General features: G+C 41.0%; 20 protein-coding genes. 10 read left to right on the forward strand and 10 right to left on the reverse strand.

Going from position 1 to position 23,197, the window contains the following annotated elements:
- Positions 1-181 precede the first annotated feature (181 nt).
- Complete coding sequence (locus F984_RS18475; RefSeq protein ID WP_004711297.1) at positions 182-1,471, forward strand: hypothetical protein; 1,290 nt, start codon at positions 182-184, stop codon at positions 1,469-1,471.
- A 78-nt stretch (positions 1,472-1,549) separates the two neighbouring features.
- A complete protein-coding gene (locus F984_RS18480) occupies positions 1,550-2,281 on the forward strand; it encodes a sulfite exporter TauE/SafE family protein (protein ID WP_004711298.1) in 732 nt (243 codons plus the stop codon).
- Positions 2,282-2,290: 9 nt separating this feature from the next.
- Here F984_RS18480 and F984_RS18485 read toward each other — a convergent pair whose 3' ends face one another.
- The 4 genes from F984_RS18485 to F984_RS18500 form a co-directional block, all read right to left on the reverse strand.
- A complete protein-coding gene (locus F984_RS18485; RefSeq protein WP_004711300.1) occupies positions 2,291-3,181 on the reverse strand; it encodes a LysR family transcriptional regulator in 891 nt (296 codons plus the stop codon).
- A 79-nt stretch (positions 3,182-3,260) separates the two neighbouring features.
- On the reverse strand, positions 3,261-4,556 hold the full coding sequence (locus F984_RS18490; RefSeq protein WP_002054015.1) for a solute carrier family 23 protein: 1,296 nt from the start codon (positions 4,554-4,556) through the stop codon (positions 3,261-3,263).
- Positions 4,557-4,854: 298 nt separating this feature from the next.
- The gene (ppc, locus tag F984_RS18495) at positions 4,855-7,539 is read right to left on the reverse strand and encodes a phosphoenolpyruvate carboxylase (RefSeq protein ID WP_002054002.1); all 2,685 of its coding nucleotides are present in this window, start codon (positions 7,537-7,539) and stop codon (positions 4,855-4,857) included.
- Between the two features lie 170 nt (positions 7,540-7,709).
- Positions 7,710-8,333, reverse strand: a complete 624-nt coding sequence (locus F984_RS18500) for a TetR/AcrR family transcriptional regulator (RefSeq protein WP_004711305.1) — start codon at positions 8,331-8,333, stop codon at positions 7,710-7,712.
- Between the two features lie 147 nt (positions 8,334-8,480).
- Between F984_RS18500 and F984_RS18505 the strand changes: the two genes are divergently transcribed.
- The 4 genes from F984_RS18505 to dnaJ all read left to right on the forward strand — a co-directional run bounded on the left by F984_RS18505 (position 8,481) and on the right by dnaJ (position 14,443).
- On the forward strand, positions 8,481-9,587 hold the full coding sequence (locus F984_RS18505; protein WP_004711307.1) for an efflux RND transporter periplasmic adaptor subunit: 1,107 nt from the start codon (positions 8,481-8,483) through the stop codon (positions 9,585-9,587).
- Positions 9,584-12,709 carry an efflux RND transporter permease subunit gene (locus F984_RS18510; RefSeq protein WP_004711308.1) on the forward strand — a complete coding sequence of 1,042 codons (3,126 nt, stop codon included), beginning with the start codon at positions 9,584-9,586 and terminating at the stop codon, positions 12,707-12,709. The genes F984_RS18505 and F984_RS18510 overlap by 4 nt, the downstream gene beginning before the upstream one ends.
- A gap of 139 nt (positions 12,710-12,848) precedes the next feature.
- Positions 12,849-13,226, forward strand: a complete 378-nt coding sequence (locus F984_RS18515; protein WP_002053984.1) for a hypothetical protein — start codon at positions 12,849-12,851, stop codon at positions 13,224-13,226.
- Positions 13,227-13,330: 104 nt separating this feature from the next.
- Positions 13,331-14,443 carry a molecular chaperone DnaJ gene (gene dnaJ / locus F984_RS18520; protein WP_001119029.1) on the forward strand — a complete coding sequence of 371 codons (1,113 nt, stop codon included), beginning with the start codon at positions 13,331-13,333 and terminating at the stop codon, positions 14,441-14,443.
- A gap of 113 nt (positions 14,444-14,556) precedes the next feature.
- Here the strand turns inward: dnaJ and F984_RS18525 are convergent, their stop codons facing one another.
- On the reverse strand, positions 14,557-14,922 hold the full coding sequence (locus F984_RS18525) for a hypothetical protein (RefSeq protein ID WP_004711311.1): 366 nt from the start codon (positions 14,920-14,922) through the stop codon (positions 14,557-14,559).
- 183 nt (positions 14,923-15,105) lie between these two features.
- Between F984_RS18525 and dapB the strand changes: the two genes are divergently transcribed.
- Both dapB and F984_RS18535 read left to right on the forward strand, forming a co-directional pair.
- The gene (dapB, locus tag F984_RS18530; RefSeq protein ID WP_002053870.1) at positions 15,106-15,927 is read left to right on the forward strand and encodes a 4-hydroxy-tetrahydrodipicolinate reductase; all 822 of its coding nucleotides are present in this window, start codon (positions 15,106-15,108) and stop codon (positions 15,925-15,927) included.
- A gap of 51 nt (positions 15,928-15,978) precedes the next feature.
- Positions 15,979-16,632 carry an START domain-containing protein gene (locus tag F984_RS18535; protein ID WP_002054056.1) on the forward strand — a complete coding sequence of 218 codons (654 nt, stop codon included), beginning with the start codon at positions 15,979-15,981 and terminating at the stop codon, positions 16,630-16,632.
- A 40-nt stretch (positions 16,633-16,672) separates the two neighbouring features.
- Here the strand turns inward: F984_RS18535 and F984_RS18540 are convergent, their stop codons facing one another.
- Positions 16,673-17,863 carry an MFS transporter gene (locus F984_RS18540; protein ID WP_025469361.1) on the reverse strand — a complete coding sequence of 397 codons (1,191 nt, stop codon included), beginning with the start codon at positions 17,861-17,863 and terminating at the stop codon, positions 16,673-16,675.
- A 4-nt stretch (positions 17,864-17,867) separates the two neighbouring features.
- Positions 17,868-18,671, reverse strand: a complete 804-nt coding sequence (gene dkgB, locus F984_RS18545; RefSeq protein WP_004711317.1) for a 2,5-didehydrogluconate reductase DkgB — start codon at positions 18,669-18,671, stop codon at positions 17,868-17,870.
- Positions 18,672-18,791: 120 nt separating this feature from the next.
- Here dkgB and F984_RS18550 point away from each other — a divergent pair, with 120 nt between their 5' ends.
- Entirely contained in the window at positions 18,792-19,694 is a 903-nt protein-coding gene (locus F984_RS18550; protein WP_004711319.1) for a LysR family transcriptional regulator, read from the forward strand.
- Here F984_RS18550 and F984_RS18555 read toward each other — a convergent pair.
- The gene (locus F984_RS18555) at positions 19,678-20,052 is read right to left on the reverse strand and encodes a hypothetical protein (protein ID WP_004711322.1); all 375 of its coding nucleotides are present in this window, start codon (positions 20,050-20,052) and stop codon (positions 19,678-19,680) included. The genes F984_RS18550 and F984_RS18555 overlap by 17 nt on opposite strands.
- A 90-nt stretch (positions 20,053-20,142) precedes the next feature.
- Between F984_RS18555 and F984_RS18560 the strand changes: the two genes are divergently transcribed.
- Complete coding sequence (locus tag F984_RS18560) at positions 20,143-21,567, forward strand: aminotransferase-like domain-containing protein (protein ID WP_004711323.1); 1,425 nt, start codon at positions 20,143-20,145, stop codon at positions 21,565-21,567.
- Positions 21,568-21,569: 2 nt separating this feature from the next.
- On the opposite strand, the gene ahr is transcribed toward F984_RS18560, so the two are convergent.
- The gene (ahr, locus tag F984_RS18565; protein ID WP_004711325.1) at positions 21,570-22,598 is read right to left on the reverse strand and encodes an NADPH-dependent aldehyde reductase Ahr; all 1,029 of its coding nucleotides are present in this window, start codon (positions 22,596-22,598) and stop codon (positions 21,570-21,572) included.
- A 38-nt stretch (positions 22,599-22,636) separates the two neighbouring features.
- Positions 22,637-23,197: a DNA-3-methyladenine glycosylase I gene (locus F984_RS18570; protein ID WP_004711326.1), complete on the reverse strand. Its 561-nt coding sequence runs from the start codon at positions 23,195-23,197 to the stop codon at positions 22,637-22,639.

Below are 23,197 nucleotides of genomic sequence, written 5' to 3' on the forward strand. Positions count from 1 at the left end.
TATGGGTTTGCCATAAAATGGTGATAAAATCTTCACCTACGCAGAAACTCGCGAAATAACATGACATATTTTCTGCGCGAACTTAGGTAGTCATTTTTCCATCTCGACTACTGTTTCACCTTGCACTATGATCAAAATAACTTTTGATCTCGCTTAGGATTTATTTTTAGAGGCACTACTCATGTCATTGCTACGCCGTTGGTTTGACCCTATCCGATCGAGCTGGTTTTACCAAAAGCCTTCTCGTCAAGCGGTGTTACCCACGGAAAATGGTTTAAGTATTTATTTACGACTTGATGATGTGTATAGCTATCTGGCTGTTCAGCAATTGTCTCAGCTAGATGAAATTTTAAGTGATGAGCTTAAACCTTTAAAAATCATTATTTCTCATACAGCTTCTGAACCTCCAAATAGCATGACGCAAGAGGAGTGGCAGCATTATTGTTTAAATGATGCCAAGATTTTAGCAAATCAGCACCGGTTTGCTTTTGATGAGTTTCCAGAAATTCCAAGCCCAGAATCTTTAAAACAAGCCACTGTCATATTAAAAAGAACTCCATTACAAGGTCAGAACTTTTTACATTTACTTGAAGATATCTTTCACATGCTTTGGCAGCAACAATATGGAAAGTTGCGTACTTTACATGCCATGGCGGTGAAGCATCAGGTTCCACAGCATTTTCCAGAACGTATTTTCACAGATGAACCTGTTCGAGCGGCATATTTTGAGTTTGGTGGACGTAAATATCACGCAGTGGATGATTTATTACGTCTAACTCGTCGTTTAAAACAACAAAAGTTACTGACAGGTATTCCAATTTTTTTAATTAATCATATCGAATGGCGTGAACATTTGATTAATGATGCTGAAGCACTCAATGAAATTCAGGCTCTTCATCCTGAGCTTGATGTATTTATTGCTTTAGAAGACCCGATGAGCTGGTTGCTGCTTGCTTATATTAAAGAAGAGCTCGCAGACTATTATGATATTCAGCTAAAAGTTTATCCTTTGAGTTATCGGGGCCGAGACTGGTTTGACTGGAGCTTGGCAACACGTGTGTCTAAACGTACTGAGGTTGCTTTTACTCCTTTTTGTAGACCTACAGAAGAAAGTACGCTTGGGATGGCAAAACTTTTCTATAGTGTGCCGGAAAATCAGCAAATTGATACAATTTTTACTATTTTGCAGGCCGTTTGGACTAAAGGAAAAGATCCCTCTTTCCAGAAGCATTTCCAGCAGTTACAGCAACAACTTGGCATTGAGCATTTAACCGAACAGGATGTACCGTCTGTTTTGGAGCAAAATGATGCGCTTTGCAAGAATAAACATCAGCCTGATTTACCAGTTTTAGAGTTGCGTATTGATGGGCAAAGTTATGTATTTAATAGCTTGTATCGGGTTTGGATGATTGAAAGCATTTTTAGCAATGTTTTAGAAGAAAAATATAAAACAGCCTCAACTTCTAATTGAGGCCTACTCCCAAAAACAAGAATAGGGCAAAACCTGTTTTTTCCGTAGCATAACCATGTAGGGAATCGGAGATAAACAGTGACATTTCTAGCTATTATTATGATGGTATTTGTCTTTGCAGGCATGATTAAAGGCATGATCGGCTTAGGATTGCCCGCGGTCTCAATGGGCTTACTTACCATCGCAATGAGTCCTTTTCAGGCAGCATCCCTACTCATTGTTCCTTCAATGGTCACCAATGTCTGGCAGCTTTTTGCTGAGGGGCATGTTTGGTCTTTTATTCGCCGTTTCTGGACTTTGCTTATAGGCATTGTTGCTGGTTCAATATGGAGCTTTTTGCCGACTTTAAGTCAAAGCCATGGGCACAGTAGTGAGATTTTATTAGGAAGTATGTTGGCCTTATATGGGATTTATGGATTATGCATCAAGAAACTTCCACACTTAGGTAAACATGAGCGCTGGTTATCGCCGATTATTGGATATATTGGTGGGGCAGTTACAGTAGCAACAGGCGTTATTATTATTCCTATCGTGCCATATTTGCAGTCTTTACATTTAAAACGTGACGAACTGGTACAAGCCTTGGGATTAACATTTACCGTCTCTACCATTTGCCTTGCAGTGTTTTTACATCATAACCCGATGTCGGGGGTAACACTGGACTATCGTTTATCTTTTGCTGCTTTGTTGGCGGCACTCGTTGGAATGTGGATCGGTAAAAGAATTCGTTATCGACTCAATGAGCAGTTATTTCGCCGTATCTTTTTTATAGGTTTAGTGTCATTAGGGCTTTATATGATTTTGCACTAAGCCAAATTTCTAAGGGCGATGCTCTAATAGGAAATCTGCAAATTGCTTATAACTACTAGACAGTTGGCTGAAATTTTGTGTTGCCAAAAGTAGTTTTCGGTTTGCCCATGCGCCGAGTAATTGGATGGAATGAAAATCATAGTCCGATTGCAAGCGCTGCGCCGCACGGGCAGGCATAATCGCAATACCCACGCCTTTGGCAACAACCTCAGCAATTACACTAAAGTTAGGTAGGCGCAAACGATACTGTATGTTAAAGCCTAATAATTTCGCTTGAGTTTCAATGGACTGTTGCAAAGAGTGATGGGCTTTAAGGCCAATAAAACCATAGCTTAAAGCCTCTACCAAATTTAGCTTTTGATATTGAGCTAACTCATGTGTAGCAGGACAAATCAAAACTAAAGGATCACTTGCAAATTCTTTCGTTTGCAAATGTCGAGTATCAAAAAAGCTTGAGACCAAACCAAGGCTCGCAATTCCTTGGGTTAATGCATCTACAATTTCTGAACTTTCTGCTTCGTGCAAATCGATACTCATTTCGGGATGAAGCACCAGATATTGCGGTAATAAAGGAGGCAAATATTCGCTTTGAGCAGAAGAGTTACACCAAAGTGTTAATGCTTGAGTTGTAGAAGACTTAAAGCGCTGCATTTCTTGTTCGAGTTGATCTTTTTGAGCTAAAAGCTGACGAGCATGCTCTACAAATGCATGTCCAGCTGTGGTGAGTTCTACGCCTGTGGTTTGGCGAATAAATAAGGGTGTTTCAAAATACTGTTCGAGTTTTTTTATACGCTCACTCGCTGCTTGAAGTGAAATTGCAGAACGGTCAGCACCTTTGGTTAGACTACCAGTCGAGACAATATGAAGAACTAGCTGTAAATCAAAAAAATCAAAACGCATGATAGGAACGTATTGAAACGCAAAAATTCATCATACTAAATCGGAATGAAAAAAGGCAGCTTACGCTGCCTTTTTGAATTTAAGTTTTATCTTTTAAACTAAACAACCAGTTTAAAATAATGGCTGCAAAAGTTGCGGTACCGATACCGCCTAAATTGAAATTACCGAACAATAATTCAAAGTTACCAGCACCTAAAATAATCGTCACAGAAGCAACAATCAGGTTTTTATTGTTAGAAAAATCAACTTTGTTTTCGATCCAGATTTTTGCACCAGCAATAGTAATTAAACCAAATACCACAATAGATGCACCTGTGAGGACTGCACTTGGAATAGTGCTAATGACAGCACCAAATTTTGGGGATAGCCCTAAGAAAATAGCGAAGATACCTGCAATCACAAATACAATCGTTGAGTACACACGAGTAACCGCCATCACACCAATGTTTTCACCGTAAGTGGTCATGCCAGGTGCGCCAACACTACCAGAAAGTGTAGTCGCTAAACCATCTGCAACAAATGCTTTGCCTAATTGTGGCGTCAGGTTTTCACCTGTCATAGCGCCTACTGCTTTGATATGGCCTAAGTTTTCTGCCACTAAAATCAGTGCAACTGGTGCAATAATTAAAATAGCCTTGGTATCAAAATTAGGATGTGAAAAGCTTGGAATACCGAACCACGAAGCTTGTGAGATCTGGCTAAAATCGATTGGTTTACCTAAACCTAACCCATTAGTCGTAATGGCATAAATTGCATAAGCCAAAATCAAACCAACTAATAGAAGTAAACGTTGTAATAAACCACGCGTAAAGACCGCAATACTGCCCATACAAAGTACGGTAATTAAAGCCATCCACATTTCAAAGGGTTGGCCTGCAACACCTTTAATGGTGACAGGCGCAAGGTTTAGACCAATAATCATCACGATTGCGCCAGTCACCACAGGTGGCATAAGTTTTTCAATCCAGCGTGTACCAGTAAGCATCACAATAAAACCGATGAGTGCGTAAAAGATACCGCAGGCTACGATTCCGCCTAACGCAATTGAAAGATTTGGATTGGCCCCTGAACCTGTGATATGTCCCGTAGCTGCTGCAACAACACCAATAAAGGCAAAACTTGATCCTAAATAACTTGGAACACGTCCACCTGTAATTAAGAAGAACAGGATGGTACAGATACCAGACATTAAAATAGCAAGATTAGGATTAAAGCCCATGAGTAATGGTGCTAAAACGGTGGCTCCGAACATGGCAAATGCATGTTGGATGCCTAAAATGGCACTTTGAACTGGGGGGAGATATTCATTGGTAGAGACCGGTCGATGGTCAACATCACCTTGGTAAGGCTGCCATTTTGGAAACCAGTTGGACATAAAATGAGCTCGTTATTCTTTAATTGGTGCAATGATACTCTTTCTTGGGAATGCATTTAATCTCTAGAGAGCAGTATGTGAGTGAAAAGTAATTATTTTTTAACGATTGGTATAATTTAAAGAATTCTAAATATAAGGAATTAGTTATTTTTTTATTATAAAAATTAATTTTATGATTTTTAAAAAATATTTAAAAAAATAAAAAATCGTGGAAAATTTATAAAAAATGGGGAACTTTGCAAGTAAAAAGCAGCACATCACCGATGTACTGCTTTGTCAAATAATTGGTAAAAACAGCTTAGCCCGTATTACGTAAACCAGCAGCAATACCTGCAATACTCACCATCAGTGCATGGTCAACAGGGGTATGTTCTGCCTGACGCTCCGCGAGATAATCACGGCGGCGTTTCATGAGTTCAGCTTGTAAAAGATGCAAAGGAAGTAAATATGGTTTACGGACCTGCATAGATTGATCCAGAACCTCGTTATTGCTAAGAAGCTTTGATTCATCTTTTAATTTAAGTAACGTTTCAACAGCATCTTTTAAGCGCTGACGTAATTGGTTACCGAGCACTTTTAAATCTTCATCTTCAGTTAAATGAGACTCGTAGTAGAGTGCAATGTTGGCATCGGCTTTAGACAATACCATTTCCAACATATCAATGAGCGTTTGGAAATAAGGCCATTGCTGAAGCATTTCATCAAGCGTTGCTTTTTGCTGATCGGCAATCACTTCATTAATGGCTGCGCCTGTACCTAACCATGCAGGCAACATTAAACGAATTTGTGTCCAAGCAAATACCCATGGAATAGCACGTAAAGATTCGATGCCACCACTCACTTTACGTTTTGCCGGACGCGAGCCTAGTGGCAACATTTGTAACTCAAGCTCAGGCGTGACGGTACGTAAATACTTCACAAAATGTGGGTTTTCACGCACTGTTTGACGATAAACCTTCACGGAATGATCTGTCATACGGTTCATGAGTTCACGCCATTCGGCCTTAGGCTCTGGCGGCGGTAACAAGGTCGCTTCAAGTGTTGCTGCGGTATAGATTTCAAGGTTTTGCATGGCAATACCTTCTAGACCGAATTTGAAGCGGATCATTTCACCTTGTTCTGTTACACGAATTGCACCAGAGATCGAACCCGGTGGTTGCGAAAAGAGTGCCTGTTGGGTTGGAGCACCACCACGGCTAATTGAGCCGCCACGACCGTGGAACAGAGTCAACTGTACGCCGTGTTTACGAGCAATTGCAGTCAGCTCTTCTTGAGCACGATATTGGGCCCAGTTAGCAGACATGAAGCCAGCATCTTTTGCTGAGTCAGAGTAACCGATCATAACTTCGTGTTTGCCCTGAATGTGCTGCTTATACCAATGCATATTGAACAGCGTATTCATGGTAGTTGCAGCGCCATCTAAATCTTTTAAAGTTTCAAATAGAGGCACCACACGTAAAGGGTGCTGAATACCTGCTTCTTTTTGCAATAACAACACAGCTAAAACATCACTCGGATATTCAGCCATCGAAATAATATAAGCCCCTAACGACTCTGGTGGTTGGTCTGCCAAAGTACGCATAGTTGCAAATACTTCCTGTACATCTGGGTGACCAATCAAACTACCTTCAGGCTCATTAATATATTTCGGTAGCAACGGACGTTTGCTTTGGAGCTCCTGAATCAGGAAGTTTTGACGGGCTTGTTCAGTCCATGACTCAAAATTACCCAAACCTAAGTATTCGGTAATGGCTGAAATGGCTTGGCGATGACGGCCCGATTCTTGGCGAATATCAAGTTTAAGTAGTTCAATACCAAAACAGTTCACACGGTAGATAAAGTCGAGAAGTTGACCATTTGCGATTTCAGGCAGATTACTATCAATTAAAGAGCGATAGCACAGTAATAATGGTTGTAATAGCTCATCTTTACTTTTAATGACATTGCTATCGTCTGCTTCTAAACCTTGTAGGCGCTGGGCTAACCAATGACGAGTTGCTTTTAAACGCTCTCGTGTTGCACGTAAATACTCGCGATAAGGTTCTGGGTGTGGACTACCAATCGCTTGGATCATCTCTTCAGAACAAGCCTGAATTGAAAGCTCCCAACGTAAATTCTCAATATCTCTTAGGTAAAGGTCGGCAGCTTGCCAGCGTGATAACCATAATACTTCTTGAGTGATTTGATGAGTAACGTTCGGGTTACCATCACGGTCGCCGCCCATCCAAGATGCGAAGCGGACTGGTGCAATATTGAGTGGTAAGTTTTGTTGGCAATTGTCTTGAACTAACTCATTTAATTCACGAATAAACTTAGGTACGGCATTCCAAAGCGTTTGCTCAATGGTTGCAAAGCCCCATTTTGCTTCATCGACAGGAGTCGGGCGGTGCTGTCTGATTTCATCTGTCTGCCAAGCTGAACTAATTTGTTGTTTTAAGTTGGCAAGAGCATTTTGACGTTCGCGTGGAGTAAGTTTTTGCTGATCGAGTTGTGAAAGACAAGCATTAATATCGTCATATTTTTGAATGAGGGTACGCCGGCTTACTTCGGTTGGGTGTGCTGTAAGTACCAATTCGATCTTAAGATCACAAATTTGCTGGAATAGTTTTTCTGTCGAAATACTTTTATCTTTAAACTTTTGAAATAAGTGAACAAGTGGATTTGGAGAATTAGCCTCCGAATCAAACTCTGCCTGTCTGCGGCTACGTACCACATGATATTGCTCGGCAATATTGGCAAAATTCAGAAAATGAGAGAAAGCGCGGGTAAGAGGTAATAGCTCTTCATCGGGCAGTTCTAAAAATAATTGTTCTAATTGCTTTTCGGCTTCAGCTTGACCATCACGTGCACCTTTGGCAAGAGCACGGATTTGCTCGATCTGATTAAACAGTTCTTGTCCTGCATGTTGTTTTAGGGTTTCACCTAACAAATTGCCAAGTAAGCGGACATCCTCACGCAGTGGCGCATCGATTTGCTGAACCATGCTATTTTCTCCTGTTCTTATTCTTATCGAATATAGCGCGATTAACGAACATTCCAAGCTTTGAGCGTAAGAAAATGTGAATTTTTGCTTAAAAAATAACATTTAAATCGCTTATAACACTTCAAAAGATGGCATGCACCTGATGCAAATTTTGGCAATCGGACTTTGGTTTAATTCCGATATTTGAGGAAAAATAAGTCAAGAGCATCTCGAATAATCTGATTTAGTTCTTGAGCATTGGGTACAGTAATAATTCCAAGTAAAACCTTATGGTGGCGTACACCAAGCAATAAAGTTAAAAGAAGTTCTGTTTGATAAATCGGATCATCGGATTGAATAAAGCCTAATTCGGCTGCCTTTTGGAAGAACGCAGCTAACTCATTTTGCAGTCGAGTATGAGATGCCGTAAAAAATTGTTCAGCTAATGGGCTTTGTTCCGCTGCGAGTTCAAATAATACATGTTCAAGTTTTAGTGCCTCAGGTGAATAAATAATTTGTAAGGCGCGTGAACACACAATAAACAGTGCTTGATAAAAGTCTACGGATGCATCTAATTCAAATTGTTTAGTGCCGAGTGTCTCTTCACATGTTTCTGTAATCGCACAGATAAATAGATTGGCTTTGTCTTGAAAGTGGTTATAAACCGTAAGTTTGGTAACGCCTGCTTCCTGCGCAATCTGGTTCATGCTGGTACCGTGATAACCAGATTTTAAAAAAATAGCTTTAGCGGCTTGTAGGATACGAGCACGCTTTTCTAGATCTTTGGGGCGACCACTTTGATTAACTGTTTGCACAAAACCCTCTAATAAAAGATTAAAAAAATAAATATTTATAAGTTTTTCCAATTAATGTACCCATGGGTATATTAATTAAAAAACAAACAAACTATGATGCAAGCATATTGTGCCTTAAAAAATCAGTTTGAATAAGAGCGATAAGATATGAATCTGTTAAAACCTCTCATCATGAGTATGGTGATTGTTTGCACGGTCACATTAATGGGGTGTAGTAAAGAGACACCCAAAACAGAAGAAATACCCTACGTGATGGTAACGCAGCCTTCGACCACACTAAACGAATTAAAAAGCTATGCTGGAGATGTACAGGCTCGACAACAAACTGCCTTGGCATTTCGAGTAGGTGGACAAGTTACGGCTCGCTATGTCGATGTAGGTGACCGAGTTAAAGTTGGACAAGTATTAGCGAAACTCGATGTAGCAGATGCACAGTTACAATTAAATGCGGCCAAAGCTCAATTACAAAATGCACAGGCAGCAGCGAAAACAGCATCAGATGAACTTAAACGTTTCCAACAATTATTACCTGTAAATGCTGTTAGCCGTTCACAATTTGATACGGTAAAAAATCAATACGACGCAGCGCAAGCAGCGTTACAACAAGCCCGCTCTAACTATGAAGTTTCTGCAAATCAAACTGGTTATAACCAACTTATTTCTAATAAAAACGGGGTAATTACCGCGCGTAATATTGAAATTGGACAAGTCGTTTCAGCTGGACAAGCAGCTTATCAATTGGCTATTGATGGTGAACGTGAAGTAGTTATAGGCGTACCAGAACAAGCAGTTACCGAGATCAAGGTTGGTCAAGCAGCTTGGATTACCTTGTGGTCTAAACCGAATGAAAAATTTGCCGGATATGTACGTGAAGTTTCTCCAGCGGCTGACCAGTCTCGTACTTTTACAGTCAAAGTAGCACTCAAAGAAGGCCAATCTGCTATTCAACTTGGACAAAGTGCTCGGGTATTTTTTAGCTCGACTCAAACCAATGTCATGAGTGTGCCACTTTCGAGTGTTTCTGCCACAGATAATCAGCCCTATGTATGGGTCGTAAATGCAAATCAAACTTTACGCAAAGTACCTGTAACCGTGGGAGCTTATGGCCGAGACAGTGTGCCTATATTAACGGGGTTAACACCAAATGATTGGGTTGTGATTGGTGGTGTCCATTTACTACGTGATAAGCAGAAGATCCATCCGATTGACCGTGAAAACCGCGCGGTGAAAATTCAGGGGGCAACAAAGCCATGAAATTCAATCTCTCGGAATGGGCACTGAACAATAAAGGTATCGTCCTTTATTTTATGTTGTTGCTTGCCATTATCGGTGCAATTTCCTATTCCAAATTATCTCAAAGTGAAGATCCGCCATTTACCTTTAAAGTGATGGTTGTCAAAACATTCTGGCCTGGAGCGACTGCCAAAGAAGTTTCAACGTTAGTGACTGATCGTATTGAAAAGGAACTGATGACAACTGGGCAGTATGAAAAGATTATGGCCTACTCCCGTCCAGGTGAGTCGATGGTTACATTTGTTGCTAAGGACTCGCTCACTTCTGCACAAATTCCTGATGTTTGGTACAACGTTCGTAAAAAGGTTAATGACATTCGTACTGAACTGCCAAGTGGTGTACAAGGTCCTTTTTTCAATGATGAGTTCGGGGATACTTTCGGTAATATTTATGTACTGACAGGCAAAGACTTTGACTATGCACTTCTCAAAGAATATGCAGATCGTTTGCAATTACAACTACAAAGAGTCAAGGATGTTAGTAAAGTTGAATTGATTGGCTTACAAGATCAAAAAATCTGGATTGAGATTTCAAATACAAAAGCAGTCCAACTCGGTATTCCTCTTTCTGCAATTCAAGAAGCCTTACAAAAGCAAAATAGTATGGCAAGCGCAGGTTTCTTTGAAACCGGTACAGACCGTATTCAAATACGTGTAAGTGGGCATTTAAACAGCGTTGATGAAATTAAAAAAATTCCTTTATTAGTCGGCAATAAAACCATCCAGCTTGGTGATGTTGCTGATGTCTACCGTGGTTTTAGTCAACCGGCTCAGCCACGTATGCGTTTTATGGGGGAAAATGGTATTGGTCTCGCCGTGTCTATGCGTAAAGGCGGGGATATTATTGCCTTGGGCAAAAATCTAGAGTCCGAATTTGCCCAGCTCCAAAAAACCTTACCTTTAGGCATGAAACTACAGAAGGTATCTGATCAACCTGTAGCAGTACAACGTAGTATTCATGAATTTGTAAAAGTACTCGCTGAAGCAATCATTATTGTCTTGTTAGTAAGCTTTTTCTCTTTAGGTTTCCGTACCGGATTGGTGGTCGCTTTTTCCATTCCTTTAGTTTTAGCAATGACGTTTGCCGGCATGAATGTATTCGATGTCGGGTTACATAAAATTTCTCTGGGTGCTCTGATTTTAGCTTTAGGTCTACTGGTTGATGACGCCATTATTGCAGTCGAGATGATGGCAATTAAGATGGAACAGGGCTATAGCCGAATTAAGGCTGCTGGATTTGCATGGAAAACAACGGCCTTTCCAATGCTGACAGGAACATTGATTACCGCGGCAGGTTTTTTACCTATCGCTACGGCACAGTCCAGTACGGGTGAATATACACGTTCAATCTTTCAGGTGGTGACCATTGCCTTATTGGTGTCTTGGGTTGCCGCAGTTTTATTTGTGCCTTATTTGGGTGAAAAACTACTGCCTGATTTTACCAAGACTGGGCACCAAGCACCTTGGTATGTTCGTTTATGGGCAAGATTAACGAAAAAACCACAACCACAAACGATCGAGATTTCACAGGACCATCATTACGATCCTTATCAATCTAGTTTCTATTTACGTTTTAGGAAAATGGTTGAGTTTTGTGTGACCTATCGTAAGACTGTAATTGCAACGACGGTCGGGATTTTCGTGCTGTCTGTACTGATGTTTAAAATGGTTCCTCAGCAGTTTTTCCCGCCATCAAACCGTACCGAAATTTTAGTTGATCTAAAACTTGAAGAAGGCGCTTCTTTAACTGCTACAGAACAAGCGGTGAAAAAGGTTGAACAGTTCCTGTCTAAACAAAAAGGTATTGATAACTATGTGGCCTATGTGGGTACAGGCTCACCACGTTTTTATTTACCGTTAGACCAGCAATTACCACAAGCGAGCTTTGCACAGTTTGTTGTTTTAGCGACCTCACTTGATGACCGTGATGAAATTCGTCGCTCGCTAGAAACTCAAATTAAACAGTTGCTCCCACAAGTTCGTACCCGAGTGTCATTACTGGAAAATGGTCCGCCTGTAGGTTATCCATTGCAGTATCGTGTATCAGGTGAAGATCTCAATCTGGTACGTAAAGAAGCACAGCAGGTTGCGAAGGTGATTGGTGAAAACCCAAATACTACCAATGTACATTTGGACTGGGGTGAGCCGAGCAAAATCATTGCGATTCAGATTGATCAAGATCGTGCTCGACAAATGGGTGTCTCAAGTGTGGATTTGGCAAACTTCCTGAATGCTTCAATTACAGGTAGTGCGATTGAACAGTATCGTGAAAAGCGTGAGCTGATCGAAATCCGTTTACGTGGTGATCAAGCTGAGCGTGTTGAAGTCGCTTCTCTTGCAAGTTTAGCAGTCCCAACTGCAAATGGTACGACAGTGCCTTTAGCCCAGATTGCTAAAATTGAATATAAATTTGAAGATGGCCTGATCTGGCATCGTAACCGTTTACCAACAATTACCGTACGTGCAGATATTCGTACCAAATTGCAGCCAGCGACTGTTGTTGGCGAGTTAGCCGAATCAATGGATAAGTTACGTGCTGAGTTACCAAGTGGTTACCTCATTGAAGTGGGGGGAACTGTCGAAGAGTCAGCACGAGGACAAAGTTCGGTCAATGCTGGTATGCCACTATTTTTGGCAGTGGTCATGACATTACTCATGATTCAGCTTAAGAGTCTATCGAGAGCAACTATTGTATTTTTGACTGCACCATTAGGCTTAATAGGAGTAGTTCTGTTCTTACTTTTATTTAATAAGCCATTTGGCTTTGTGGCTATGCTGGGAACCATTGCTTTATCCGGAATGATTATGCGTAACTCGCTCATTTTGATTGATCAGATTGAACAAGACCGGCAAGCAGGGCATCCAACATGGGAAGCGATTATTGACGCAACCGTACGCCGTTTCCGTCCAATTATTCTGACAGCCTTGGCAGCGGTATTAGCAATGATCCCACTTTCACGAAGTATTTTCTTCGGTCCAATGGCCGTTGCAATTATGGGTGGACTGATTGTAGCCACCTTGCTGACATTATTTTTCCTGCCTGCATTGTATGCTGCGTGGTTTAAGGTGAAAAAAACAGCATAAAATACATAAATTTTTTGTGAATAAAGGTGCGAAATATTGAAAACTCCAATATAGTAGCACCTGTCTTTACACAAAAAATACAGGATTATTTCACTGCATAAAAAATAGGCACAGTGCAGTGAATTGAGGTGAAATACAGATGGGGCAAGACCATATCGAACAGCATCGCCGTTATATTGTGATTTCTTATGCGTTCATGTTTCTTGCATTGTTTACGGTTATTTTTGCGGCCTTTGCTTATCTGGTCGCTCGTAAAGTAGCTGTTGTGGATGATGCGGAAGTTTGGATTCATGCTCATGCGCTCTGGATTATGCGCAATGGTATTCTATTCCTCTTCATGTCAGTTTTTGCTGTTGTTTGGTTTATTCCTCTTTTCTTTTTTGCATGGAACAGTAACCTTTGGGTAACGGCATCAACAGTTGCTGGTGTTGTTTTTAGCGCTATTGCTTGGTTATTTTTATTAAATGCATGGTTAAAAGGCTTGTCTAAATATTTAAAAAATAAGGCAGTTTTTTAATATATCTGTTTTTTGAAAGTTTTCCCCTTGTAAATTCGGCTAAAGTCCCCCATTTAGTCGGCAATAGAGTATTGATAAAATTTCCGTGAGGAGCACCGCCAAACATGGCTAAACGTGATTATTATGAGGTTTTAGGCGTTTCAAAAACCGCAAGTGATGATGAGATCAAAAAAGCCTATCGTAAATTGGCGATGAAATATCATCCTGACAGAAACCCTGACAATGCCGAGGCTGAAGAAAAATTTAAAGAAGCTTCAGAAGCTTATGAGATTTTATCGGACAGCGAAAAACGCAGCATGTATGACCGTATGGGACATAATGCGTTTGAAGGTGGCTTTGGTGGCGCTGGTGGTGGCTTTGGCGGTTTCAGTGCAGAAGATATTTTTAGCCAGTTCGGTGATATCTTTGGTGGAGCGTTTGGTGGCGGTGGACGTCAGCAACGCCAACGTCGCGGTTCAGATTTACGCTATGTAATGGAACTTACCCTTGAGGAAGCTGTAAAAGGGGTTAAGAAAACAATTACCTTTACTGCTCCGGCACCATGTGACGTGTGTGATGGTAAAGGCTCTAAAAATCCAAAAGATGTAGAAACTTGTAAAACTTGTCATGGTTCAGGACAAGTGCGTATGCAGCAAGGTTTCTTCTCTGTACAACAAACTTGTGGCACATGTCGTGGCCAAGGCAAAATTATTAAGAACCCATGCCATGCATGTCATGGTTCAGGTGTAGCTGATCGTCAGCAAACATTAGAAGTCACTATTCCAGCGGGTGTCGACAACGGTGACCGCGTTCGTTTAAGTGGTAAAGGCGAGGCGATCCGTGATGGTCAAGCTGGTGACTTATACGTTGAAGTGGTGGTTCGTGAACACGAAATTTTCCAACGTGATGGCGCCGATTTATATATGGACGTACCAGTAAGCATTGCGGATGCTGCACTTGGTAAAGAAATTGAAATTCCAACGTTGGAAGGTCGCGTTAGCTTGAAGATTCCTGAGGGAACTCAAACAGGTAAATTATTCCGTTTACGTGGTAAAGGTGTGCGCCCTGTACGTAGCAGTATGGTGGGTGATTTACTTTGCCGTATCGTGGTAGAAACACCAGTCAACTTAACCTCTCGTCAACGTGAATTGCTTAAAGAATTACAAGCATCTTTCGATGGCGAAGACAGTGCCTCTTCACCAAAGAAAAAATCATTCTTTGATCGCTTATTCGATTAATGATTGATTAGATCAGAAATTAAAAAGAAGGCGGATATTCAAAAATATCCGCCTTTTTATTGCGCTGATTTATCTTATTATTGTTATTCTGCTTAAAAGAAAATGACTAGCGATTACTCTGTAGGATGAGCGACATCAATATCGTCAACACTTACAATAAGTTCGTTTGATGCAACTGGAGCTACTACAGCCTCGACAGTAGCTTGAGTCACTGGTTGTACAGCTACTTTTACTGTTTCTACTTCTGCGGCTTTTTCTTCAATGATCGGGTCGATATCTTCAACTTTAACTTCAGCATTAGTATTGCTTGCCAGACTTGTTTGAGGTGTAGGTGTTGCTGCCTGAGAATTTACATTCGTGGTAATGCGTGCTTTAGATAAGCTTTCTAGTGTGTCCCCAGGTTGGATTGCAGGCTCTGCAAATGCCATTGAACTCATCATCCCCATAACGGCTATTAAGCCCATAATTTTCGAATGCATGCTGAACTCCTTATAGTCATCTTTTTTCATTCGTGGCTCAGTAGTGTGCAGATCAATTCTTTAACTTTTGTGAAAACTGTTTAAATTTCGGTTCATCTTAAAAAATATTTTTTACTTTTTATTGTGAGCAAAGAGTTTTGATATAGTAAGCCAATTACGTAAAACACAAGATTGGGAAGGATTATGTCAGCAGCTCCACGCATTGGTATTTTGGGTGCAGGCGGCCGTATGGGTCGTATACTTATTCAGGCAGTTCAACAAGCAGGTTATCAATTGGGAGCTGCTGTTGTACGCCCAGAAAGTACTTTAATCGGTGCTGATGCTGGTGAACTTGCAGGAATTGGTTCAATTGGAGTGAAGCTTACCGGAAGCTTGGCTGAGGTTCTTAAAGACTGTGACGTTGTAATTGACTTTTCGACTCCTGCTGCGACATCTGAGCATCTAAAGTTATGTCGTGAAGCTGGGGTAGCTATAGTGATTGGAACAACGGGTATGTCCGATGAACAAAAAGCTGAGCTTGATGAAACGGCAAAACACATACCTGTTGTATATGCGGCAAACTATTCTGTCGGCGTAAATGTATCAATCAAGTTACTTGAGCTTGCAGCAAAAGTATTTGGCGATACAGTAGATATTGAAGTGATTGAGGCTCATCACCGTCATAAAGTAGATGCACCATCTGGTACAGCACTCATGATGGGTGAAGCGATTGCTGATACTTTAGGCCGTAACTTAAAAGAAGTTGCTGTTTATGGTCGTGAAGGGCATACCGGTCCACGTGATCGCCAAACCATTGGTTTTGAGACCATCCGTGGTGGCGATATTGTTGGTGAACATACTGTCATGTTTATTGGTGAGGGTGAGCGCGTTGAAGTGACTCATAAAGCGACTAACCGTATGAACTTTGCTGCTGGTGCAGTACGTGCTGCTGCATGGGTTGTAGGTCGTGAAGCGCACAAATACGATATGAAAGATGTGTTAGGGTTGAACGACGTACAGGTGTAAACCATCTGTACACGTCCTATATGTGGCGAGAAAAACAAGATAGAGCAGAACATGAATAAAAAACAAATTGCTTTAACCACTCTTCTTTGCTTAAGCAGCCTCTGTGCAGGGGCTGCCTCTACAGACAAGGCTAAACTCAGTCTAGACCGTAATCATATTAAAGTCTGGACCTATCAAAAGGCCGATAATCCAGTCTTTCAATACAAAGCTGAAACAACCTTTGATGTACCCATTGAGCGTGCTGTTGCAGTAATTTTAGATGTAAATCGCGCAGCGCAATGGGTTCCTTATATGGGTAAAGTTGAAATGCTCTCTCAAGATGAGAAGAAGGGTGAATTTACTTTATATATGGTATTAGATTTTCCTTTTCCCCTAAAAGATCGCGATGTAGTTGTTAAAGGAAAAATGAGTAAAGCCGCTAATGGTGTTATTACGATTAAGAACACAGCGATTAATAGTAATTATCCGACTCAACCCGATGTGGTTCGTTTAACCCGTTATGAAGGTGAATGGACGTTCCAGAAATTAGCGAATAACAAAGTTAAAGTAACCACGAGTGGCTACGCTGACCCAGCTGGTTCAATTCCTTTAAGCTTTGTAAATATGTTTGTTCAGCAGCAACCGTATCAGATGCTGCTTAAAATGAAGCGGGAAGTAATGAACCCGATTTATGAGCAACCTAAATTACCCGATATTTTAAAATAAGTAAGTGAAAAAAAGCGCCTGATCTCAGGCGCTTTTTTTATTAATCTGAACACTGTTGCAAAGCTTGTGTCGGGCTGCTTTCACGTTTGATTTGGAATAGAACCAATAACAAACCTAACCCTGCCAATAATGCACCAGCAAATGATACTGCGCTATAACCCCAACCTAAATCGAGTACTAACGCACCTGCTGCTGCACCGACTGCGTTACCTAGGTTAAACGCACCGATATTTACTGAAGAGGCAAGCCCTGGAGCTTCGTAAGCCACTGACATTACCCGCATTTGTAATGGCGGTACCAAAGCAAAGGTTGCTGCACCCCAAATCACTAACGCAATGGCTGCTCCAATCTGGCTTTGGGCAAGAATAGGGAAAGTCACCATCATCACAATCAACAGTATCAGGAAACCAATTAGGGTTTTGTTGATAGATAAGTCTGCAAAACGACCGCCTAAATGGTTACCAATTGAGAAACCGACACCAATCAACACCAACATGAACGTAATGAAGGTCGGTGAAGCATGGGTAAACTCAGTCAAACTTGGCGCAATATAGGTATAGAGCGTAAACATTGCTCCTGCACCAAGTACGGTTGTGAGTAATGCAAGCACCACAGGAGTACGCGTTAATACCTTCAACTCGGCCTTTACATTAGGTTTTTGGGCAACCATACCTTGCGGTAGTGCTTTCCATAAAGCGAGCATAGTAATAACGCCGAGCACGGAGATTGCAAGGAAAGACATACGCCAGCCAATATTTTGCCCAACCCATGTTGCCAAAGGTACACCACCAATATTGGCAATGGTTAAACCCATAAACATGGTTGCTACAGCACTGGCTTGTTTGTGCGCAGGTACAATACTCGCTGCCACAACAGAGCCAATCCCGAAAAAGGCACCGTGGTTCAGGCTTGTAATGAGACGTGCACCTAATAAGCTCATATAGCTTGGTGAAAACGCTGCAATCAGGTTACCCACCGTAAAGATCGCCATCAAAAAAATAAGCGCATTACGTCGTGCAAAACCACCAAACCATAGGGTCATGAAGGGGGCACCGAGCATTACGCCAAGTGCATAGCCTGTAATTAACATTCCGGCTGTTGGAATTGAAATACCTAAATCATGAGCGATATTCGGTAGCAATCCCATTGGAGAAAATTCCGTGGTACCAATAGCAAAGGCACCAATTGCCAAGGCCAATAACGAGAACGCTGTATTTGATTGAGTGTTCATGAGTTTAGTCCCAAACAGGTGCCCATGGCTCTGGGCTAACTTCACGGCCATTACGGTCGAGCTCAGCAATCATTTGCATTTCAGCTGAAGTTAACTCGATATCCTGTGCTTTTAGGTTGCTAATCAGGTTTTCACGTTTAGTCGAAGATGGAATAACTGCAAAACCACGTTGCAATGCCCATGCCAGTGCAATTTGTGCTGTTGACGCTTTATTTGCTGCCGCAATTTCAGCTAAAACAGGATCTTGAAGCACTTTGCCATATGCAAGCGTCATGTATGAAGTGACATCAATATTCTTCTCTTGTAAGAAATTTACAAGTTTATGGTTTTGAAGATAAGGGCTCAGCTCAATCTGGTTCGTTGTAATATGCTCTACACCAATTGTGTCAATTGCTTGTTGGGTAAGTGCAATATTGAAGTTCGAAATACCAATTTGTTTGGTTAAGCCTTGTTGTTTTGCTTCAAGTAAAAGCTGCATGATTTCAGGAATCGAAACACCTAAGTCCGGTGCTGGCCAGTGAATCAAAGTTAAATCGACATGTTCAGTACGAAGCTTTTGTAAGCTCTCTTTTAAGCTTGGAATAAACTTCTCTTGGGCAAAATTATCTACCCAGATTTTTGTAGTTAAAAATAAGTCCTGACGTGATACGCCACTTTCAGCAATCGCTTGACCAATTGCTGCTTCATTTTCATAAATTTGAGCAGTATCAATTGCACGATAACCGACATCTAGCGCATTTTTAACAGAATCAATCACAGCTTGTTCTTTAAGGCGGAAAGTTCCTAGACCAAAACGTGGGATATTCATGTATTCACCTGAAATTAAATAATTGTTTAACTTGAGGTGCATTTTGCTTTTTTTATTGTTGCGAAAAAATAGATGAATAAGCAAAATATCTTTGAAGTTTAGTCAATAATAGAATAAACCATGAAATCAACAATTGAAGAACTTATTGCCTTTATCACAATTGTTGATACAGGTTCATTTGTGGCGGCAGCAGAACATTTAAAGCAAACACCTTCAGGGGTGAGTCGATCTTTAACACGTTTGGAAGCGAAGTTAGATGTGACGTTGTTAGAACGAACAACGCGTAAACTAAAACTCACTCAAGAAGGGCAACAGTTCCTTACGAAGGCTCGAAAAATTTTAAATGAACTGAATGCGGCCGAAGAAGAACTACAAAAGTCTGATCAGGGGACTGCTGGCCTTATTCGTGTTGATTCCGCCACACCGTTTGTTTTGCACGTGATTGCACCATTAATGCATAAGTTCCGTGAGTATTACCCCGATATTGAAATCGAGTTAAATAGTAATGATCAGGTGATTGACTTACTTCAGCATAAAACCGATGTCGCATTTCGATTTGGGGAGCTTAATGACTCTAGTCTGCACGCCAAATTGGTATGTAAGAGCCGTTTATATATTGTGGCAAGTCCTGACTATCTAGCTCTTAAGGGAACACCAACACAACCTGAAGAACTTAAACGGCATGATTTAATTGGCTTTACTAGACCTACTTATATCAATAGCTGGCCAATTAAAATTGGTGACGAATATTTTTTCGCACAAGCAAACATTAAAGCTTCTAGTGGTGAGACTGTACGCCAGCTGACGATTAGAGGACATGGTATTGCACGGCTATCTGAATTTGAAATTTGGAAAGATATGGAAGAAGGGAGATTGATTGCATTATTTGAAGATCAAATTGAACATCAATATCAAAGCATCCATGCTGTGTATTATCAACAAGAGCATCTACCAAGACGAATACGCTTATTTATTGAGTTTTTGGTAGAACAGTTAAAAGATGGTTTTAAAACCTGTCTCTAAAAGTTCCATAGATATCACTTGGAAAGTGAACTTCTAAAATGGGTATTGTTTGTCCTTCTGCTGAATGTTGGAAAAGAAAATAGCTTTTTTGCTGGTCTCGGCAGCTAAAATATAAGTTTGAATAAACTGAATTCACCATGACAACTTCATTTGAGCTATTTCGTTTATATTGATAATGAGAAATCGCACTGGTCTCGTCATCAGTTCGCTGTTCCATTTTGTAGTCTTGTTGGTTGGTCATTTTTAAATAACCTTCAATCAAACTTTGGCAAATCGTGTGTCTGTGCTGCTCATTTTTGGGCTGTGGTTGGCAACCTGCTAAAACAATAGTAAATAACAATATAGCTTTTAATTTCATTAGGTTGTTACTCTTTGAGTTGATTTCCATAGCCTAAAGGTGTTCTATAAACCAGTACAGATACAGAAATTTTTAAAAAAGCAGCACAGAATGACTTTCCAATATCAGGTTCTTGCTAACCAATTAGCACACCGTATTTATCAAGATGAACTGAAACCTCATCAGAAGCTTATTTCCTTACGAGATTTTGCCCGTCAACATGGTATTAGCTTAAGTACCGCAAAAAGTTGCTATGAATTGCTTGAGGCGAGGGGGCTTATTTATGTAAAGCCGAAGTCAGGTTATTTTGTGGTTGCTCGCACCCCATCTAGCCCTATTCCGGATAGTCCGGATTTCTTATCTTTACCTCGGCATGTCTCAAATCTGGAATTGCATAACCAAATTCAGGAAGCTGCCTTACAAAGCCATCTTGTACCTTTAGGATCGATTCAGTTAACGCCGCACTTTATTCCTGTAGAGGGTTTACGTCGTTCTATTCAACGTGCTTTAAAAAATTGTCAGCCTCAAGATTTTCTTTATTGTAATAAACAAGGCCATGAACAATTAAGAAAAGCGCTATCTGATCATTGGCGTGAAGATGGTATTTATATCGCTCCAGAAGATATTTTTATTACCAATGGCTGTATGCCGGCTTTGTCTTTAGTAATTCAGAAACTCACTGAAGTGGGCGATAGTATTCTTATTCCTACACCCACCTACAATGGTCATTTACAGTTATTAGCAAGTTTAAAACGACAAATTGTTGAGATTCCGGCAGATCATCGCGGAATTGATCTTGAGCGCTTAGAGTCTTTAATGCAGCAAGGTTTGGTGAAGGTTTGCTTAATGACAGCCAACTATCAAAATCCTTTGGGATATTGTTTTAGTAATGCAGAGAAACAGAAGATTGCTGAGTTAGCTGCAAAGTATCAGTGTTTTATTATTGAAGACGATATTTTTGGTGAGTGTGGCTACAGTAGTGAACGGCCATTACCCATTCGATATTGGGACCGCGAAGGTTATGTCATTTGGTGTGGTTCAGTGTCTAAGTCTTTGTCGAGTGCGTATCGAGTAGGGTGGTTTTGTTTAACAACAAAGCTAGAACATTTAAAACTTGAACTGCTGGTAAGTAATATTGGCGTGAATACACCCTTGCAGTTAGGTCTAGCTGATTTTATTTATAGTCGTGGTTATCGAGAGCATTTAGAGCAGTTAAGACCCAACTTGATGCGACAAGTCGAAGAATACCGTAGCTGTATTTTAAAAGCTTTTGAAGGTATACCAATTGCATTGAGCCAGCCCGAAGGCGGATATGCATTATGGATACAGTTACCTAAGAGTGTAGATAGTTTAGCGCTCTATTACACTGCTCAAGCTCAGGGAATTACGGTGGTACCGGGTCATGTTTTTGGTGAGGATGAACGCTATCGACATTTCATTCGTTTAAACGCAGGCCATGAGTTAACTGCCGATGTCCGCCAAGCAATTATGAGCTTGGCAGACTGGTCGCGACAACAGATGAAAACAGTGAGTTAGTTTTATTCTGCAAAGTCTGCTTTAAGCACAATGCGGTAGCGTGCCTGACCTGAGTGTAGACGTTCAATTGCTTCATTGAGCTGTGACATTGGAAATAACTCAATTTGAGGGGCAATTTTTTTGCGTGCGGCAAACTTTAAAAGTTGGCGTAGAGCAGCAGGTGAACCAGTAGGTGAGCCTGTTACTGATTTGGCACCATCAATAAGTGAGCCGACAGAAACAGGAACAGGTTCTAAAGTCAGCCCTAAGAAGTGCAACGAACCGTTTGGTGCTAACGTAGAAATAAAAGCTCGCCAATTTAAAGTCACATTTACGGTACTCAGCAATAAATCAAATTTACCTTTTTGAGCTTTTACCGCTTCTGTATCGCGGCTATTTACTACATGGTCGGCTCCCATTGCTTTGAGTTCTTCAGTTTTATCTGGGTTAGAACTAAAAGCAGTGATTTCACAGCCCCAAGCTTTGAGTAGCTTAATGGCGATATGACCTAAACCGCCAATACCAATCACACCCACATGATGCGTTGCCTGTATTTTGTGTTTGAGGAGTGGATCAAAAACGGTAATTCCGCCGCAAAGTAGGGGACCTGCACTTTCAGCGTCTAAATCATCGGGAAGGGGAATGGCCCATTGCCAGCCTGCACGAACTTTATCGGCAAAGCCACCCGCATGTCCCACGATTGTTGCGACATTTTCACCCGTACAAAGTACTTGCTGACCACCAATACATTCATCACACGCTTGGCAACTTTCAGCAGTCCAGCCAATACCAACACGTTGCCCAGTTTGTAGACCTTTGGCTTCTGAACCCAAAGCTACAATTCTTCCAATAATTTCATGGCCTGCAACTACGGGGTAGACGGTTGAGTGCCACTCATTGTTCAGAACTGAAATATCAGAATGACACAAACCACAGTATTCAACTTTTACTTCAACCTGATGTGGTTGTAATTCACCTGCATCAAATTGGTAAGGAACCAGTTTTTCACCTGCCTGCATTGCTGCATAAGCCTGAATCGTATTATTGCTCATCGGAAACTCCTTAAGCGGATTTGAACCGTTCTGGTGGGTTATGAAGCTTTAAATTGACAATCGTTTTCATGATCATTGACCATACCTACTGCCTGCATAAACGCATAGCAGGTGGTTGGACCAACAAATTTGAAACCATTTTTTTTAAGCGTTTTAGATAGCTTTACACTGAGCTCAGTTTGAGCAGGGGCCTTACGATAATCTATAACATCATTGTGCTGAGGAGTGGCATCTACAAACTGCCAAAGCCATGCAGGAACATCACCAACTTGGGCTTTAAGGGCTTGCCAAGCAATCGCATTATCGCGAATGGCTTTGAGTTTGCCTAAGTGACGAATTAAGCCTGCATCGGATAGTTTTTTTTCTAAAAAGTCATCCGTAAATGCGGCAATGTCAGCAATAGGATGATTAAAAAAGTGCTGGCGGTAGCTTTCTCTTTTTTTGAGTACGGTAATCCAAGATAGACCTGCTTGTTGCCCTTCAAGACAGAGCATTTCAAATAATCGGGCTTCGTTGTGTTCTGGTTTGCCCCATTCTTCATCATGGTAAGCAATATAGAGTGGATCGTTGGAACACCATCCGCAGCGTTGAATTTTCAT

The sequence above is a fragment of the Acinetobacter nosocomialis NIPH 2119 genome (genome assembly GCF_000368085.1).
Taxonomy (GTDB): domain Bacteria; phylum Pseudomonadota; class Gammaproteobacteria; order Pseudomonadales; family Moraxellaceae; genus Acinetobacter; species Acinetobacter nosocomialis.